This window comes from Aliirhizobium smilacinae, assembly GCF_006335145.1.
Lineage (GTDB): Bacteria > Pseudomonadota > Alphaproteobacteria > Rhizobiales > Rhizobiaceae > Neorhizobium > Neorhizobium smilacinae.
Genome location: NZ_VDMN01000003.1, coordinates 278,274 through 295,677, shown reverse-complemented (window position 1 = coordinate 295,677; position 17,404 = coordinate 278,274). Strand labels below are relative to the sequence as shown.

The window sequence follows — 17,404 nt, the reverse complement described above, 5'->3', positions numbered from 1 at the left end:
GTCTCAAGGATGCGACACTTTGTACTGTTTTCATGTTCCGGAAAAATTGTTGCCTATCAAGTTTCTCATGCTTCAGCGCTACACCCGTCGGATTGCCCTCGTCAGAGCCTGAAGGAGAATGACTGATGAAAGCAGCACGCTGGTACAGCGCCAAGGATATCCGCGTTGAGGAAGTGACGGAACCGAAGCCCTCAGCAGGACAGGTCAAGATCAAGGTCAAATGGGCCGGTATCTGCGGCAGCGACCTGCATGAATATGTGGCCGGACCGATCTTCGTGCCGGTCAAGGCACCGCACCCCGTCAGCCATGATATTGCACCGATCATCATGGGCCACGAATTCTCCGGCGAAGTGTCCGAGGTCGGCGAAGGTGTCGAACGCGTCAAGCCGGGCGACCGTGTGGTGGTCGAACCGATCCTCGCCTGCGGTAAGTGCGACGCCTGCTTCCATGGCAAGTACAATCTCTGCGACAATCTCGGCTTTCATGGCCTTTCCGGCGGCGGCGGCGGTTTTGCCGGTTATACGACGGTCGGCGAGCGCTGGGTCCACAAGATGCCGGAAGGCCTCTCGTTCGAACAGGGCGCCCTCGTCGAGCCTGCAGCCGTCGCGCTGCATGCCGTGCGCCTCTCCAGCCTCAAGGCCGGCGGCACCGCTGCCGTTTTCGGCGCAGGCCCGATCGGCTTGCTCGTGGTCGAAGCCCTGAAGGTGGCAGGCGCCTCGGCGATCCATGTCGTCGAACTATCGCCGCAGCGCGGCGCCAAGGCGCTCGAACTCGGCGCCACCAGCATCATCGATCCATCCAAGGAAAATGCCGCCCAGCGCATCCGTGAACTGACGCCCGGCGGCGTCGATGTCACGTTCGAGGTCACCGGTGTCCCGGCAGTGCTGCAGCAATGCATCGACGCGACCCGCTACGAGGGCGAGACGATCATCGTTTCGATCTGGGAAAAGGAAGCTCCCTTCCAGCCCAACACGGTCGTGCTCAAGGAGAAGAGCCTGAAGGGCACGATCGCCTATCGCGACGTCTTCCCGGCCGTCATGAACCTGATGGTCCAGGGTTATTTCTCGGCCGACAAGCTGGTGACGAAGCGCATCGAACTGGATGACATCGTCACCCAGGGGTTCGACACGCTGGTTGCGGAAAAGACCCAGATCAAGATCCTGGTGCGCGCGCCGGACTGATACGGACCGACCGCTCGAGCACACAAAAGCCCGCAGTCATTCAACTGGCTGCGGGCTTTTCCTTTGCTCTTTTCCCAGGCTGGCCTCAGCGCATGCCGGGCGGCATCTTGCGCTGGTCGGCCGCCATCATCTCCGCCAACGCGGCGCGGAAGAAATCGACCAACATGAACACCAACAGGCTGACACCCATCACCGGCAAAGCCACGCCGAAAACGACAGCCACACAAAGCGCCGACACCTTGGCGACCGGCGAGAGATAGGAAAAACTGCGGATCAGAGTGCGCGGCGAACCGCCCGGTGCCGGACGACGCAGCCACCACATGCGGTAACCGTAGACGATCATCGCCGTCAGTGCGATGCCGAGCGCCGCCATCAGCACCTGATTGGCAACGCCGAACAGCACGCCCATATGCGCGTCGATGCCCCAGCGGATCAGCTTGGCGACGATCGGAAAGGTTTCGAAATCGGCCCGGCTCGTGACCTTGAAATCGGTCGGATCGACGGCGATCGTATCCACCTGCGTGGGCCAGCTGCGATCGTATTCGCTGACACGAAATGCCTGGCCGACGGTGCGCGGCGGACGGATCTCGATCATCGGCGAATCGATACCGGCAGCACGCGCCGATGCCACCACGCCGTCGAAGCGGGCGACCATATCCCGCTCAGCAACCGGCGGCGCAGTATCCACGGATCCGCCCATGCCATGAGCGGCATGTTCACCGAGCACCGGCGCTTCCGCTTCAGGATTGAGGGCCGTGGTGATCGCCGGCGTCACCCAGCCGACTTCGGTGCGGAAGACATCGATATTGCCACCCGCCCAACGCGACCAGGTAAGTCCGGTGGCAGAAAGAAACAGCAGGCCGAGCGCCGTCCACAGGCCGATCAGCATATGCAGCCGGCGCGCGCGCGCTGACGCTGTGACCTTGGCGGCCTTCGGCCGTTTCGTGCTCCGCTGCCAGTACCAGAGCAGCAAACCGCCGAGGACCGAAATCCAGAGCCAGGAGGCCGCAAGCTCGCTGTAATGCCGGCCGATATCGCCGAGAAGCAGGTTGCGGTGCAGGTAATCGAGCGTGATGCGGAACGGCAGAATGCCGCTTGTACCATAGGTGATGAACTCCCCCTGCACGGCGAGTGACGCCGGATCGACGAACACCGTTCGCGTCTCCGATTCGCCGAGATCCGGCTGGGTGAACATCACCCGTGTCGTCAGCCCCGATGCAACCGCCGGCCGCACGGCAAACAGCCGTGGTCCCTCGCCGATCGACGCACGCGCCGCCTCGATCTGCTCGGACAAAGCACGTGCCGGACCGTCGGTACGCGCCACCAGCTGGTCACGATAGAGCAGGTTCTCAATCTGCGGCGTCAGCACGTAAAGCGTGCCGGTGATCGCAGCAACGAGCAGGAACGGCCCGACAAACAAGCCGACATAGAAGTGCAGACGCGTGACAAGCTGCCTGATGGCTGCGAAAGCCGGTTGCGATGGCGCGATTTCAGCGGACATGCGCGCCTCCAGACAGGGCCGCCGCACAGTGCGCGCCGGAACGATGATCCGGGAAAAGGTCATGATGATCTCCAATAGGACGACAGCCGGCAGAACCGGCAAGGAAGGTGACGTCAAACTGGAAGAACGGGCGGCCCTCTTGCATCCCCACTAAGCCCAAGCTGTCGCGGTGGAGTGGATGCTTCGGTTGTCACAACCGCCGTTGCCGAACGGATGGCTACGAAAACGGCAGGGGCCGGCGCCTTGGACGGGATGCCGACATGGACCGCAGACGCCACCTGGCAGGCGGTCAGACAGCAGTCCCGAGTGTGGGGCAGATCCGGAGCATCGCCGGAACCATGCGCCGAATGCTGATCGAGCGCATGCTGCGAGTGTTGGCCGGAATCGTCGGCGGAACAGATAATCGCCTCGTCAGTGGAGGCATAGGTCATGGCACCGGTGCCGAAGCCACCGATCAGGGCCTGCAGCGCCATCAGAACGCCGATCAGCGCGGCCAGCGGACCGCCGCAAAATCCGTCTCTGATCAGGTCTCGAATGACGCGCATGGCCGGAGTTCATCGCGATGAAGCTGATGATTGTCAATGCGACATTAACGCATATCGACGCGCGACATATCGCGTCGTGCGCAACCGCAACGCATGATTGGTGGTGCCTCATCAGGGCTGCACAAAGAAAAGCCCCGCGAGTCAGAAACTCGCGGGGCTTTGAATGTCGTGACGGCAGATATTACTGGCCGGTCGGTGCTGCCGGAGCCTGGCTCCACTCGCGAATGGCCTCGTCGAAGGCTTTTACGCCCTCAGGCCCCTTCTGCAGCGTCAGCAGCGCACGGCGGCCGTTGCGGTAGGCAAGCGGGATGTCGATCCAGTTGCGGGTTCTCATCAGCTCAAGGTTGGTGCGCTGGGCATCCGGGAAGTCGTTCAGCGCGATCATATGGAAATCGTCGGTGATCTTCGCCGGAACGGCAACCAGCGCATTGCCCCTATCCTGCTCCGTCTGCTTCATCGCGATACGAAGAACGCTGTCAATCGCGCCGCCTTCAAAGTCCGGCGGAACGGCAAACACGATTTCGATCAGATGACTTGCCGGCAGTGACGAGTCATTGTTGCGCTTGACTGTCACCAGAGCGGTCAGACCGCGACCGGGAACGGTGATGCGTCCCTGCACCACGGGCTCAGGCGGCCCACCGTTCTGAGCGGGTTCGCGCTGTAGCGACCAGGAGACCGAACCTTCGATTGCCGTCGGTGCGGACTGGCCGATACGCTCCTCGTAAAGGAACATCTTTTCGCCGGAAGCAGCCGGCGCTTCGGTCGTGGTCGCGGTTGGGGCTACGGGTGCGGGCGTAGCAGCGCCAGCAGTCGGAGCCGAGCCGCTTACCGGCGGCGTTGCCGTCGCAGGATCGGCCGGCGGCGCATTGAGCTGCGCGACCGATTGACCTTCGGCATTCTGCGCCAGGCTACCTGCATCACCCGGGCCGGCATCGACTTCGGAGCCGTTTTCCATGAGCCGCTGGGTAAACTTGGTCCCGGTCGACGAACCGTCCGCCGGTGGCGGTGTGTTCGTCTGTGGTTGGGTCGGCGCGGTTGCCCCCTGCTGTGGCTGAGCGGCAGGGGTCTGCGGCGCAGGCGTAGCCGGCGTCGTTGCAGGGCTGGACGGAGCGTTGGCAACAGGTGTCTGTTGCGCCGTTTCACTTGCGCCGGTGCTGGACTGGATCAGACCGCCCACCATGTCGTTGAGCTTGTCGCGATACATCCATGCGCCATAGGCGCCGCCGCCGAGAATGATCAGAGCGAGCAGGCCGAGAATGATGCCGGCATAATTGCGCTTGCGGACGGGCGTCACACGATAGGGCTTGGCAGGCGGCGAAAGCAGATCGCTGAAATCGTCTTCCTGCGTAGACTTCTGTGGCTTTTGTTCGGAAGCGGGTGTTTCCTTGGTGTAGCCGATCAGGTCTTCCAGATCGCTCCAGGGATCGCGCTCATCCTGCTGCGGCGGCGTCGGCTGCTTTGCAGGCGCGGCCGGCTGGGCATCGACATAAGCGGCAAACGGATCTTCGTCGTCACGGTTGTCGCGCGTCTGCTGCGAAGCCTGCGGAATATCTGCGGCAGGCGGCATGCGGACCGGCTCGGCGGAAGCGCGCATCTCTTCACCGAAATGCGCGGCCACAGGCTCGCTGCGATGCCCCGTATCGAGATGGCGGGTAAGATCGTCGACTTCATCCCATGCTGCGGTAGCGCGGCTATCTTCGGCCGGATGAACCGGTTCGGGCTCCTGCTCCGGCCATTTGGCCTGATATGGCGAAACGGTTTCCTGCTCGACATAATCCTGCGTCGGAGCATGCTGCTCGGTCTGCCAATCGGAGGATACGGTTTCCTGCTCAACGAAAGATGGCGTCTCATGGCGCTCTTCGGCAACCGGAGAAACCTCTTCGCTCGCGGCAGCCGGATGATAGCCGTAATCCGTCTCCGCCGGAGCGACCGGCTGCGCATATTGGTTCCGCTCTTCGGGAACGTCGTCACGCCAATCGCCGTAACGTTCGGCTGTCGGCTCCTCTGCATGAGCGACGACCTGCGGCTCTTCGGGAGCTTCGCGCCAATCATGCTCGGCTGGCTGAGCGACGGCCTCGGAATGCTGTGTTTCCGGCCAGTGGGTGTCCGGCGCCTGATAGGTATCGGCGGCAGGCTCCGCGGCAACGGGCTCCTCTTCGCGATACGTCTCCGCATGAGAAGGCGACGCGGGGTACTCTTCCGCAGGATGAGGTTCCGGCGCCGCAGTTGTTTCGACGGGAGCGTATTCGACCGGCTCCGGTGGCTGATACGGATCCGATATCGGTGCCGGGACGGCAGACACTTCCGGTTCAGCCGGGAGCGCTTCCGAATGTTCGGTCTCCACCTCGACGATCGCCGCTTCCAGCTTGTCCATCTGCCGCCGCAGCATTTCCTCTGGCGGACGCGGCTTCATGTTCTCAAGCTGGCGCTGGACGGCACCGCGAGCCTTTTCATAAACTCGCGTGCGCGCCTCGGGCGTGTTGGTCGCCAAACCGTCAACAGCGCGGCGGATCACCGCTACAAAATCAGCCATCAGCACTTTCTCATGGTAGCCGACAACCGCCGGCTGAATGGATAATCAATTCTTGACATTAATCTTCAAACGGATCGGTCACAAGTATCGTGTCGTCACGTTCCGGGCTTGTGGACAACAGTGCAACCGGAGCACCGATCAATTCCTCGACCTGGCGGACATACTTGATCGCCTGCGCCGGCAGTTCGGCCCAGGTGCGAGCTCCGACCGTCGATTCTTTCCAGCCTTCGAGCGTGATGTAGATCGGCTCGACTCGGGCCTGAGCGGCCTGCGAAGCGGGCAGATAGTCGATCCTCTGGCCGTCCAGCGTGTAACCGACGCAGATCTTCAGCTCTTCGAGACCGTCGAGGACATCGAGCTTGGTCAGCGCGATGCCGGTAATGCCATTGGTCGCGACCGACTGGCGCACGAGAGCCGCATCAAACCAGCCGCAGCGGCGCTTGCGGCCCGTCACCGTGCCAAATTCATGGCCCTTTTCACCGAGGAACTGGCCGATTTCGTCGGTCAGTTCTGTCGGGAACGGGCCTTCGCCGACTCGCGTCGTGTAAGCCTTGGTGATGCCGAGGATGTAGCCGAGCGAACCAGGCCCCATGCCGGAACCAGCAGCAGCCTGGCCGGCAACGGTGTTCGACGAAGTGACGAACGGATACGTGCCGTGGTCGATATCGAGCAGCGAACCCTGAGCGCCTTCGAACAGGATACGTGAACCCTTGCGGCGTTCCTTGTCGAGCAGCTGCCAGACGCTGTCCATGAACGGCAGAACCGTGTCGGCGATCGACGTCAGCTCTTCCATGATCGTCTTGTGTTCGACTTCGGGCGCGCCGAAACCGCGGCGAAGCGCGTTGTGGTGCGTCAAGATGCGCTCGACCTTGGCTTCCAGCGCATCCGGATCCGCCAGATCCATGACGCGGATGGCGCGACGGCCGACCTTGTCTTCGTAGGCCGGGCCGATGCCGCGGCGGGTCGTACCGATCTTGGTGCCGCTGTTGGAGGCCGCGTCTTCGCGCATCCCGTCAAGCTCGCGGTGCAGCGACAGGATCAGCGTGGCATTTTCAGCGATTCGGAGGTTTTCAGGCGTCACTGTGACGCCCTGGGCTGCAAGGCGGCCCATTTCGGCAATCAGCGCATGCGGATCTACGACGACGCCATTGCCGATGACCGCCATCTTGCCGGGACGAACGACGCCGGAGGGCAGCAGGGAAAGCTTGTAGCTGACGCCGTCGATGACGAGCGTATGGCCGGCATTATGGCCGCCCTGGTAACGCACGACAATATCGGCACGCTCCGAGAGCCAGTCGACAATCTTGCCCTTGCCCTCGTCACCCCATTGCGAACCCACTACGACACAGTTCGTCATATCTGCTTCCTGCCCTTAGGACGAAACCCGCTCATCAGTACCGGTCCCCGGACCTGGCTCGACGGCGAGCTTTACACCAGTTTTTTCTCGAATGCCGATCGGATAACCCAACGGCTCCACAAACGCGCGCATCTATAATGCCTTGGCGTGAGGAAAGCGACCTGTTTGTGACCCCGCTAAGGTTTTTGCGTGACAGACGCCGAAATCGCAAGTTATTGGCCATGTAATATCAAAGGCGCCGAAACCGACAGGACGGCGCATGGAGAACGCATTTGCATCGCCAAGCCTATCTGTTTCTCGTAATCGCCGCTTTGTGTTGGGGCGGCAATGCAGTCGCAGGCAAGCTTGCGATCGGCCATATCAGCCCGATGATGCTGACCTTCTGGAGATGGTTCTTTGCCGTCGTCATCATCTTCGCGATTTCACTGAAGGACCTGCGCCATGACTGGCCGGTGATCCGCAGAAATATTCCCGTTCTCGGTTTTCTCGGCGTGGTCGGATATGTCGTCTTCAATGCGGTGCTCTACACCGCCGTCACCTATACCAGTGCCATCAACGTCACAGTCGAACAGACGCTGATCCCGGTTCTGATCTTCGTGGTGAATTTCGCCCTGTTCAGAACCAGGGTGTCATGGCTGCAGATCCTCGGCTTCAGTCTAACCGCCATAGGCAGCCTGCTGACTGCCGCTCACGGAGACATCACAACGCTCCTCACCCTGACGGTCAATTTCGGCGATGCGATCATGATAATAGCGATTGCCGCTTACGCGCTTTACACGATCGCGCTGCGCTGGCGCCCGCCGATCAGCTGGAAGAGCCTGATGGCTGTGCCGGCGCTTTTTGCTCTCGTTTTCAGCACTCCGCTTGCGGCCTGGGAATATTCGAGCGGTAACATGATCTGGCCGGATACGACGGGCTGGATGGTGGCGCTCTACACGGCGATATTCGCATCGCTGGTGGCGCAGGTCCTCTACATCCGCGGTGTCATGGAAATCGGCGCCAACCGCGCCGGACTGTTCATCAATCTGGTGCCGGTCTTCGGCACGTTACTGTCAGTCATCGTTCTCGGCGAAGACCTGCAACTCTTCCATGTTGCGGCACTCGCACTCGCATTGATCGGCATTGCCATAGCCGAACGCGGAAAGCCGACCCTCACCTGAGGGCCGGCCGTTTCCCGCAAATGCGTCGAGCGTCAGATATCGATGCAGTCGACACAGTCTTGCCGAGCCACGGGTTTGGCCTCATCGACAACAAACGTGTCCAGATAGGCATCGACTTCGCTGATCGCGTGATCGACTTCGGCCCGATTGACGAAGATAGACGCAAGCTCCCGCGCAAAACCGCCTGGACCGGCGGCACTGGCTTCCTTGCCGTGAATGAGCGCGGCCAGAACAGCCGCCGAAATAATAAGCTTCCTGATCATTGCCTGAACCCTGTTTTACGGACGGCTCTGAGGCCATCGCGTTTCGTTCTGGCACGACAATAGGCCGCACAACTTTTCGGCGGGCTTAAATGGAAAGATGCAATTTTACTGAAATGACCGTTTTTCCCGCCTTGGCACAGGAGGCATGGCGCTCAATATGGAGAAAGCGTTAGACAGTCGGCCGCTTGTCGACCTCACGCGCCTCGGCACAGCGTTGACGCCAGCTGAGCTTGCGCCCACCGTCGTCGTCATGCCTGTTGCGGATACGCCGGACAAGCAGCCATATCGCAACCACCACGAAAGGCACGGACGCTCCGGTCAGCGCCTCCGGCGTAATATCCAGACCGGTATAGTGCATCAGCTTGGCGAGATAACCGACCAGACCGATAACGTAGTATGAAATCGCCGCCACCGAAAGGCCTTCGACCGTCTGCTGCAGACGCAGCTGCAAATGCGAGCGCTTGTCCATAGAGGCAAGGATTTCGGTGTTGAACTTCTGCAGATCGACGTCGATCCAGCTGCGCAGCAGTGCCGTCGCACGGGTCAGCTTGCGCGACAGGTTTACCTGCCGCTCCTCGACCGACTGGCATGTCCGCATCGCCGGCGCCAGACGACGATGGAGAAAGGCGCCCAGCGTCTCGTTGCCGGGCAGCGCCCTTTCGGCCAGCATGCCCACGCGATCGAGAACAATGTCGTTATAGGCGCGGCTGGCGCCGAACCGGTAAAGGCTGAACGCGGCATTGGCTTCCAGTTCGGCTGCAAGCGTGGTGATTTCGAGAAGCATCTCGTCCGCCTCGTCGCGGGCGTGCTGCTTCATGCGTTGCGTGATCGCGGTAAAGCGCGCCTCGAACTGCCGGATTTCCGGTGACAGGCCCTGCGCCATCGGCAGTCCCATCATCGCCAGCGTGCGGTATGTCTCGATGTCGAGAATACGCTGGGCAAGCATGCCGCGCGCAGCATCGGTCATGCCGTGATCGAGAATGAGGAATTTCGTCAGCCCGTCGCCATCCTGACGGAAATCGGTGATCAGCACCGCCTGATTGTCGGCGACCATACTTTGACAGAGGCTCGTGGGATCGAAACGCGACGTGATATCCGACATGTCATCGCCGGCGGGCCGGACTTCGATACGAACACCGGAAATGAAGGGACCGGGCGCGGCAAAGCTCGCGCCGAACGGGTTGACCGCAATCTCTCCACCGAATGCAGCCGGCGCCGGCGTATCCCAGAAATAGGTCGAAAATTCCGTATGCCGCTCCCAACGCAGCGTGCCACTGCCCCAGCTCATCGTGTGGTGGCTGGTATCGGGAGAAGGCGCAGGCACACCCTGCCCTAAAGACAGTTCAGCCAGGATCGCATGGTCTGCATCCAGATTGGCTTCGGTGAGAAACGCCAGCTGGAAAATGACGCGCGGCAATGGCAGCAGCGTATAGGGCCGCGCATGGATTTCACCGAGCGCGCGCGCTCTTACATCAGCGACCGGAAACGAAAAGCTGCGCTTCGACATTCATGGCACCCCAACAGGACCATCGCGGCCCATCCAAGGATTGACTATTATCAAATACACGTGAGCACACGACGCGGCGCTTTGCCGCAGAAGACGCCGTTCCCCTCTGCTTTTCAAGATGACCGGCAGTCGACATACCGACAGAATAGCCGGTCCTTAAACTTTTCATTAAATCTTAAGAGTCATCTATCGGGAATGACCCGTGTTTCTGCGATGCGTATTGCGTTTTTCATCGCGCTCCTCACTCTCGCCGGCTGCGCCAGCGCGCCGAGCAGGATCAGCAATGCCTGCGCGATTTTCGAGCAGCGAGACGGCTTCTTCAACAACTGGGAGCGACAGGCCCGTGCCGCGGAACGCGAATATGGCGTGCCCGTCCCGATCCTGATGGCGACGATCTACGTCGAGTCGAGTTTCCGATCCAATGCCCGCCCACCCCGCAAATGGTTCCTCGGCTTCATTCCCGGCAAGCGGGCATCCTCGGCCTACGGCTACGCCCAGGCGCTTGACGGCACCTGGGAGACCTATCAGCGCGCCACCGGCCGCTGGGGCGCTCGCCGCAACGATTTTGGCGACGCGATCCGGTTCGTCGGCTGGTACCACAACCAGACCTCGGCTCGGAACGGCGTTGCGCGAAACGACGCCTACAATCTCTATCTTGCCTATTATGCCGGACACGCAGGATATGACCGCGGCAATTTCAGCGGTAGCCTGAGGCAGACGGCGCAGAAATCCGCAGGCATGGCGGCCCGCTATGCAGCGCAGCTGAAAGGCTGCGGTTACTGATGATTTATGGGGAAGCCCGCACGGGCTTTTCAATGTTGCGCAAAGCGCATGCGGACGACCGGCCGCTCTACCGGTTCCACTCCACAATAGAGGCTCAGGACCGCGCGCTATCCGAATGCACGATGCGCGGACGGCTTGGCTCCCAGAGCCTGACACCGTCGCGACCGTCCCGCTTGGCCGTGTAAAGTGCTTCGTCGGCCCGGGCGATGAGACGCGCAGCATCCGTTGGAATGGAACCGCGTCCAAGAGTGGAAACACCGATGCTGACGGTGACAATCCCCTTGTCGCTTCCCGTATGGGGAATGCGCAGACCACGTAGCCGCTCGCAATATTCCTCTGCGATAATGACGGCAGCCTTTTCGTCGGTATCCGGCAAGATAAGCGCCAACTCTTCGCCGCCGTAGCGGGCGGCCCGGTCGTCCGTCCGGCGAGCGGTGGCACGCAGGCAATCCGCGACCATTTTCAGGCAGGAATCACCCGCGCCATGGCCGTAAGTGTCGTTGAAACGCTTGAAATAATCGACGTCGATCAGCAGCAGCGCAAGCGAGCTATCGCCACGCTCCACCCTGTCGAGCTCTTCTGCCATGACCGCATCGAAAGCCCGTCTGTTCAAAAGACCGGTCAGGCTGTCCGTTTCTGCAAGTACCGAGAGACGGTCATTGAGGTTCTGCAATTCCAGTTCATGCAGCTTGGCCGCCGTGATGTCCGAGCAGATGACGAAACAGGCCCCTTCCGGCGTCGGACGCGTGCGCGATTCGATCCACCGTCCATCGGCAAGCGGAAACTGCACGGTGCCACCCTGCTTCAACCGGGCCAGCGCATTGTCCACCCACTGAGCAACCTGTTCCTGCGGAATCCCGATCAGTTCTCCGCGGGCAATCGACGCATAAAGAATAGCTGTAGCCGGCGTACCAGGAACGCGAAGATCGGCAGTGACAGAGAACATGGCGCGGTAGCGTTCGTTGCAGAAGACAAGCGTAAGGTCCTTGTCGAACATCACGAGTCCATCGGAAATGCTCGACAACGCTTCGGCGGCACGCCGGTCGCTTTGAGCGAGCGCTGTTTCCAGCAGCTTCTTGTCCGTCGTGTCGCGACTATGGGTGATGAGCCCTATGATGTTGCCGTCGATATCGGTAAATGGCGCCTTAAGAGTTGATAGATACGATCTGCTGCCGTCCATCCGGGCGAGCATCTGCTCCTCGACGATCGGGCTGCCGGCATTCAGCGCCTTGTCCTCATCCGCCCGGAAAGCCGCAGCCACGTCCTGGCAGTAGAAATCGAAATCCGTCTTGCCGATCAGCGCATCGGCATTTTCCGCCTGCATCAGCACAGCGGTTGCAGGATTCGCCATGATGAACCGCCCTTCGCGATCCTTCACGTTCAGCGCCTCCGGCAGGCTATCGATGACATGCCGGTACATATGATTCCGCACCTCCGTCTCGCGCCGCCTGATCTCGTTGGAAAGCGCCACGGATGCCATCAGGGTCGCGACGAAGACGAGCGTCATGTAAGGCAGGCGGATCTGCGGGCCGGTATCGATATCCTGGTACATGGCGTAGATAAAAGCCGGAGCCATGGCACCTATTGCCATGACCAGTGAAAACAGCACGCTGGCCTTCAGTGTCGGCGCGTCCTTTACCTTCACTCGCCAGCCGATAAGCCCGGCAGCACATGCGAACGCTATTCCGACCAGTCCGATAGCAGCCCCTGCCCCACCGAGATAAAGACGGAAAGTTGCAGCGATGATTGTGGTGACAAGACCCGCAATCGGCCCGCCGATAAACGCTGCGGTTCCGATCATCGTCATCCGGAGATCGATGAAGAAACCCGCGCCGAGCTGGAAGGGTATCAGCATCACGCCGATCGCACCCAGTCCGAACAGGATTCCGAAAGCCAACCCCTGAACTGCACCCTTTTGGCCAAAGATCGGCAGGCGGATATTGGACCAAAGCGTAATGACCAGTGCCACCACCGCCATATTCGCAAGCAATCCGACCCAGAGACTGTTCAAAGCATAACCCTCACGTCAGCATCATGCTGACCATTTCCAAACCACTGTACGGTTTCGCACATAAGGTTGGATTAGCGGAGATCTAAGCAGAGGGGAAAAGCTTTAACCAGAGTTAACAGAATCTTGCTCAGAAAATAGTCGATGAGGTCATCCGGGCCTCCGCGAGCGACACTGCCGCCCGCGGATCGCAGAATTTCAATTGCCGTAACCGACGACGCTCTTGATTTCGAGAAAATCGTGAATGCCCCAGTCGGCATATTCGCGCCCGTTGCCGGACTGCTTGTAACCGCCAAAGGAAGAAAACAGGTCCCAGTCCGGATAGTTGAGATAGACCGATCCGGCCCTGAGGAACGGCGCGATCTGCCTTGCATGTTCCGGCTTACCCTGAACATAGGCTGCAAGACCATAAGGCGTATCATTGGCGATCTCGATCGCCTGTTCCTCGCTGTCATAAGGCAGGATGGAGAGTACCGGCCCGAAAACCTCCTCCCGCGCGATCGTCATGTCGTTGGTGACATTGCCGAACACGGTCGGGCGAATGTAATAGCCGCGGTTCAAATTCTCCGGCCGCCCCGGACCACCTGTCACCAGCGTCGCCCCTTCGGAAATACCCGCTTCGATCAGCCGCTGGATCTTGTCGAACTGAACCTTGCTGACAACCGGACCGAGATTGATGCCATCCGCCTGTGGATCGCCGGTCACGAGCTTTTCGGCCGCCTCTTTGGCGACCACCAACGCTTCGTCGTGCCGATCGCGCGGCACCAGCATGCGGGTCGGCGCATCGCAGGATTGGCCGGAATTGCCGAAACATCCGGTCACGCCATCGGCCACGGCCTGCTTGAGATCGGCGTCGGCCAAGATGATATTGGCCGACTTGCCGCCGAGTTCCTGCGCCACGCGCTTCACCGTATCCGCCGCCGTCTTAGCGACGATGATGCCGGCCCGCGTCGAGCCGGTAAACGATACCATGTCGACATCCGGATGGCCGGCCATGACCTGCCCGACATCCGGGCCGGTGCCGTTGACCATGTTGAACACGCCCTTCGGCACGCCCGCCGCCTCCATCACTTCGGCAAAGATGACGCCGGAAATCGGCGCGATTTCGGAAGGTTTCAGCACCATCGTGCAGCCGGTCGCGATTGCCGGTCCGACCTTGCAGGTAATCTGGTTGAGCGGCCAGTTCCACGGCGTGATCAGCGCCACGACGCCGATCGGCTCCTTGACGATCCGGGTCGTGCCGCGATCCTCGGTAAACTTGTAGGTTTCGAGCGCCGTGATCGTCGCACTAAGATGCCCCTGCCCCGCTGCGACCTGGGAATCGCGGGCAAAGGCGATCGGCGCGCCCATCTCCCGGCTGACTGCCTGCGCAATATCCTCGGCACGCTTTTCATATTCCCAGAGGATGCGTTTCAGGAGCGCAAGACGCTCGGCTTGAGTCCATCGGGAAAAGGCCGGAAACGCAGCCTTGGCCGCCGCCACGGCCTTGTCCACATCCGCCTTAGAGCCGACCGCAATTTGCGTGAAGGCCTCTTCCGTAGACGGATCGATGACATCGAGTGCGACGGGGACCACCGGCTCCACCCATTCGCCATTGATGAAGAATTTCAGGTGATTGCTCATGTCGTCCTCCGGGCTTGCCGCTTTGACCCCGGCACTATCTGCCAAGTTCATGCGCTTCCGCAAGCCTGATAAGGACAGATCGCAAGATCAGCCCTGCCCGCCATAGGGCGCAAGGAAGATCTTGATCGCCTCGATCTCGTTCGGCCGGATCTCATGGCCGCCGGAATGCCAGTCGAGCGTCACGACGTCGCCCTGCCGCTTGAAATATTCGGCAAGCTCGAGCGTTGCCGGCACCGGGCAGATCGGATCGCGCTCACCGGCCGTGATCAGCACATGCGCCTTCTCGGTCACCGTTCGCTCGGCCGGCTGGAACGGGATCAGCGGATGCATCAGCACGCCGGCTTCGATGAGACCGGGCTTCTCGATCATGATATTGGCGAGAATATTCGCGCCATTGGAAAAGCCGAGACCCAGCACGGTCGAAGATTCGTATCGTTCGCGGTTGGCGGCAATGAAATCGCCCATGCGCTCGGTGGCGCGTGCAAGGTCGTCGCAGTCATAGACGCCTTCCGCCTTGCGGCGGAAGAAGCGTGCCGCACCATGTTCTGAAACGTCGCCACGCGGCGAAACCACGGTCGCACCCGGCAGAAGACGACTGGCGAAATCGAAGAATTGGTTCTCGTCACCGCCCGTGCCATGAAAGACGAACAGGATCGGCGATCCAGGCGCACCGGGGCGTACCCGGTGCAGATAACTGTCGTAACTCATTGATATCTCCTGAATGAAGACGGCAGGGCAACGACGCCCTGCCCTGAAGTCGCGTCTATGCAATCGGCTCAAGATTCTGTTCGAGCGCCTTGCGCAGATGCTCGTGCTGGGTCGGCAGCTTCAGCGCCTCGCCCAGATGCGCGGTATCCTCGTCGCGGTCGAAACCCGGCTCGTTCGTGGCGATCTCGAACAGAACACCACCCGGCGTGCGGAAATAGATCGCCCAGAAATAGTCGCGGTCGATCACCGGCGTGACCTGATAGCCTGTATCCATCAGCGCCTTGCGCACTTCGAGCTGCTTTGCGCGGTTTTCGACGGCAAAGGCGATGTGGTGGACGGAACCGGCACCGAGGCGGGCACTGTTGATGTTCGGCATCGTCTCGACATCGATGAAGTCGGCCCCGTTGCCGCCAGGAATACCGAAGCGAGTGACGCCGTCCCTGGTGTCGACCTGCTCGTAACCCATGAAGGTCAGAAGCTCGCCGGTGGCGCCTTCGTCACGAAGACGAAGCGATGCCGAATGGAAACCACGGATCGCTTCATCGGCACTGACGCCGTTGCCAGTCCACTGGGCGCGGTTGTCATCCTTCACCTCGACCAGCGCGAAACCGTCACCATCCGGGCCGGCAAAATGCAGGCGCTTTTCGCCGAAGGCTTCGTCGGCTTTCAGACCATCGGCACCGGCTTTGGTCAGGCGATCGGTCCAGTAACCGAGAGAGCCCTGCGGAACGGAGAACACGGTCGTGCCGACCTCGCCGGTTCCGGGGCGTCCTTGCGCGATATGCGGGAACGGAAAGTAGGTCATCACCGAACCGGGCGTGCCGACTTCGTCACCGTAATAGAGGTGGTAGACGTCAGGTGCGTCGAAGTTGACGGTCTTCTTCACCCGGCGCAGGCCGAGCGTGTCGGTGAAGAACTTGTTGTTGGTGGAAGCGCTTGCGGCCATCGACGTGACGTGATGGAGGCCCTTGATCTGGGTAATCATGTCAAACCCCTTGTCTCTCGCAGACCGCCCGTGCGGCCCGCTGTTCATGGGGTGATATTTGGTTGATCTGACACGGATTGGATAGATAGACACATCCGAACGGATTGTTCGCTTATAGTTGACGAAAGATCAGAACCGTTCACTGATCAGACATTTTCCGGCAATTGCCAGTCGATCGGATCTTTGCCGATCGATTGCAGATATTCGTTCGTCTTGGAGAAGGGCCGCGAGCCGAGAAAGCCGTTATGCGCCGAGAGCGGCGACGGATGTGCGGACTTCAGAACCAGATGCCTTTCCTGATCGACGAAAGCGGCCTTCTTCTGCGCATAGGAGCCCCAGAGGATGAAGACGATCCCGTCGCATTCGTCGTTCACCGTGCGGATGACAGCATCGGTGAATTTCTCCCAGCCCTTGCCCTGATGCGCAGCCGCCTGCCCCTCTTCCACCGTCAGCACGCTGTTCAGGAGCAACACGCCCTGTTCCGCCCAGCTTTCGAGAAAGCCGTGCTTTGCCGGCGCTATACCGAGATCGGCCTGCATTTCCTTGTAGATATTGACGAGCGAAGGCGGGGTGCGGACGCCGGGCTGCACCGAAAAGCACAGGCCATGCGCCTGCCCCAGCCCGTGATAGGGATCCTGACCGAGGATCACCACCTTCACCTCGTCGAGCGGGGTAAGGTCAAGTGCGCGAAAATACTCCGAACCCTTTGGGAAGATTCGCTTTCCCGCCTGCTTTTCAGCCACGAGAAAGCGTTTCAGATCAGCCATATAGGGTTCTGCAAACTCGCCCTCGAGAGCGAACTTCCAGCTCTCTTCCAGCTTGATCTCACCTTCAGCCATCGTCTTTTCCTTACTGAAACCGGCCGCCGCGCTGGATGACTTCGGTCTTGTAGCCATCCGGATCGGTAACGAAGAAGAAGCGCGCAAAAGGCTTGCCCTCATGCGGCATCTCAACGAGCTTGCCAACGGTGAGGCCGAGATCTGTGAAACGCTTGTATTCCGCGTCGATGTCCTCGACCGTCACCGCCAGATGGCCGTAACCGTTGCCGAGGTCATAAGCGTCGGTGCGGCCGGCATTGACGGTCAGTTCCAGCTCGAACCCGGTTTCCGGGTTCGAGAGATAGATCAGCGTGAACCCGTCGAAAGGCACGCGGCTGGCGATCTTGAGACCAAAGGCCTTTTCGTAAAAATCGACCGACCGCGCCTCTTCGAGAACACGGATCATCGAATGGACCATCTTGGCCATGGACA

Annotated in this window: 15 protein-coding genes; 3 read left to right on the top strand and 12 right to left on the bottom strand. The window is 60.6% G+C overall.

The window, feature by feature from the left end; genetic code table 11:
* The first annotated feature begins 125 nt into the window (after nucleotides 1–125).
* A complete protein-coding gene (locus FHP24_RS16110; protein ID WP_139677242.1) occupies nucleotides 126–1,181 on the top strand; it encodes a 2,3-butanediol dehydrogenase in 1,056 nt (351 codons plus the stop codon).
* Between the two features lie 85 nt (nucleotides 1,182–1,266).
* On the opposite strand, the gene FHP24_RS16105 is transcribed toward FHP24_RS16110, so the two are convergent.
* The 4 genes from FHP24_RS16105 to FHP24_RS16090 all read right to left on the bottom strand — a co-directional run bounded on the left by FHP24_RS16105 (nucleotide 1,267) and on the right by FHP24_RS16090 (nucleotide 7,117).
* Nucleotides 1,267–2,745, bottom strand: a complete 1,479-nt coding sequence (locus FHP24_RS16105; protein WP_246091779.1) for a PepSY-associated TM helix domain-containing protein — start codon at nucleotides 2,743–2,745, stop codon at nucleotides 1,267–1,269.
* 50 nt (nucleotides 2,746–2,795) lie between these two features.
* Nucleotides 2,796–3,227: a DUF2946 family protein gene (locus FHP24_RS16100; protein ID WP_139677241.1), complete on the bottom strand. Its 432-nt coding sequence runs from the start codon at nucleotides 3,225–3,227 to the stop codon at nucleotides 2,796–2,798.
* Nucleotides 3,228–3,408: 181 nt separating this feature from the next.
* A complete protein-coding gene (locus FHP24_RS16095; RefSeq protein ID WP_139677240.1) occupies nucleotides 3,409–5,760 on the bottom strand; it encodes a hypothetical protein in 2,352 nt (783 codons plus the stop codon).
* Between the two features lie 58 nt (nucleotides 5,761–5,818).
* The gene (locus FHP24_RS16090) at nucleotides 5,819–7,117 is read right to left on the bottom strand and encodes an adenylosuccinate synthase (protein ID WP_139677239.1); all 1,299 of its coding nucleotides are present in this window, start codon (nucleotides 7,115–7,117) and stop codon (nucleotides 5,819–5,821) included.
* A gap of 272 nt (nucleotides 7,118–7,389) precedes the next feature.
* Between FHP24_RS16090 and FHP24_RS16085 the strand changes: the two genes are divergently transcribed.
* Nucleotides 7,390–8,277 carry a DMT family transporter gene (locus FHP24_RS16085; protein WP_139677238.1) on the top strand — a complete coding sequence of 296 codons (888 nt, stop codon included), beginning with the start codon at nucleotides 7,390–7,392 and terminating at the stop codon, nucleotides 8,275–8,277.
* A gap of 32 nt (nucleotides 8,278–8,309) precedes the next feature.
* Here FHP24_RS16085 and FHP24_RS16080 read toward each other — a convergent pair whose 3' ends face one another.
* Nucleotides 8,310–8,540, bottom strand: coding sequence for a hypothetical protein (locus FHP24_RS16080; protein ID WP_139677237.1), 231 nt, complete (start codon nucleotides 8,538–8,540; stop codon nucleotides 8,310–8,312).
* Between the two features lie 169 nt (nucleotides 8,541–8,709).
* Complete coding sequence (locus tag FHP24_RS16075) at nucleotides 8,710–10,047, bottom strand: DUF3422 family protein (RefSeq protein WP_139677236.1); 1,338 nt, start codon at nucleotides 10,045–10,047, stop codon at nucleotides 8,710–8,712.
* Between the two features lie 213 nt (nucleotides 10,048–10,260).
* Here FHP24_RS16075 and FHP24_RS16070 point away from each other — a divergent pair, with 213 nt between their 5' ends.
* Nucleotides 10,261–10,830: a transglycosylase SLT domain-containing protein gene (locus tag FHP24_RS16070; protein ID WP_139677593.1), complete on the top strand. Its 570-nt coding sequence runs from the start codon at nucleotides 10,261–10,263 to the stop codon at nucleotides 10,828–10,830.
* 94 nt (nucleotides 10,831–10,924) lie between these two features.
* Here the strand turns inward: FHP24_RS16070 and FHP24_RS16065 are convergent, their stop codons facing one another.
* The 6 genes from FHP24_RS16065 to FHP24_RS16040 form a co-directional block, all read right to left on the bottom strand.
* Entirely contained in the window at nucleotides 10,925–12,841 is a 1,917-nt protein-coding gene (locus FHP24_RS16065; RefSeq protein WP_139677235.1) for a diguanylate cyclase, read from the bottom strand.
* Between the two features lie 195 nt (nucleotides 12,842–13,036).
* Complete coding sequence (locus FHP24_RS16060; protein WP_139677234.1) at nucleotides 13,037–14,461, bottom strand: aldehyde dehydrogenase family protein; 1,425 nt, start codon at nucleotides 14,459–14,461, stop codon at nucleotides 13,037–13,039.
* A gap of 87 nt (nucleotides 14,462–14,548) precedes the next feature.
* Nucleotides 14,549–15,169 carry an alpha/beta hydrolase gene (locus FHP24_RS16055; RefSeq protein WP_139677233.1) on the bottom strand — a complete coding sequence of 207 codons (621 nt, stop codon included), beginning with the start codon at nucleotides 15,167–15,169 and terminating at the stop codon, nucleotides 14,549–14,551.
* A gap of 55 nt (nucleotides 15,170–15,224) precedes the next feature.
* A complete protein-coding gene (locus tag FHP24_RS16050; protein WP_139677232.1) occupies nucleotides 15,225–16,154 on the bottom strand; it encodes a ring-cleaving dioxygenase in 930 nt (309 codons plus the stop codon).
* Nucleotides 16,155–16,300: 146 nt separating this feature from the next.
* Complete coding sequence (gene ung, locus FHP24_RS16045) at nucleotides 16,301–16,993, bottom strand: uracil-DNA glycosylase (protein WP_139677231.1); 693 nt, start codon at nucleotides 16,991–16,993, stop codon at nucleotides 16,301–16,303.
* Between the two features lie 10 nt (nucleotides 16,994–17,003).
* Nucleotides 17,004–17,399, bottom strand: coding sequence for a VOC family protein (locus FHP24_RS16040; protein WP_139677230.1), 396 nt, complete (start codon nucleotides 17,397–17,399; stop codon nucleotides 17,004–17,006).
* Nucleotides 17,400–17,404: the final 5 nt, after the last annotated feature.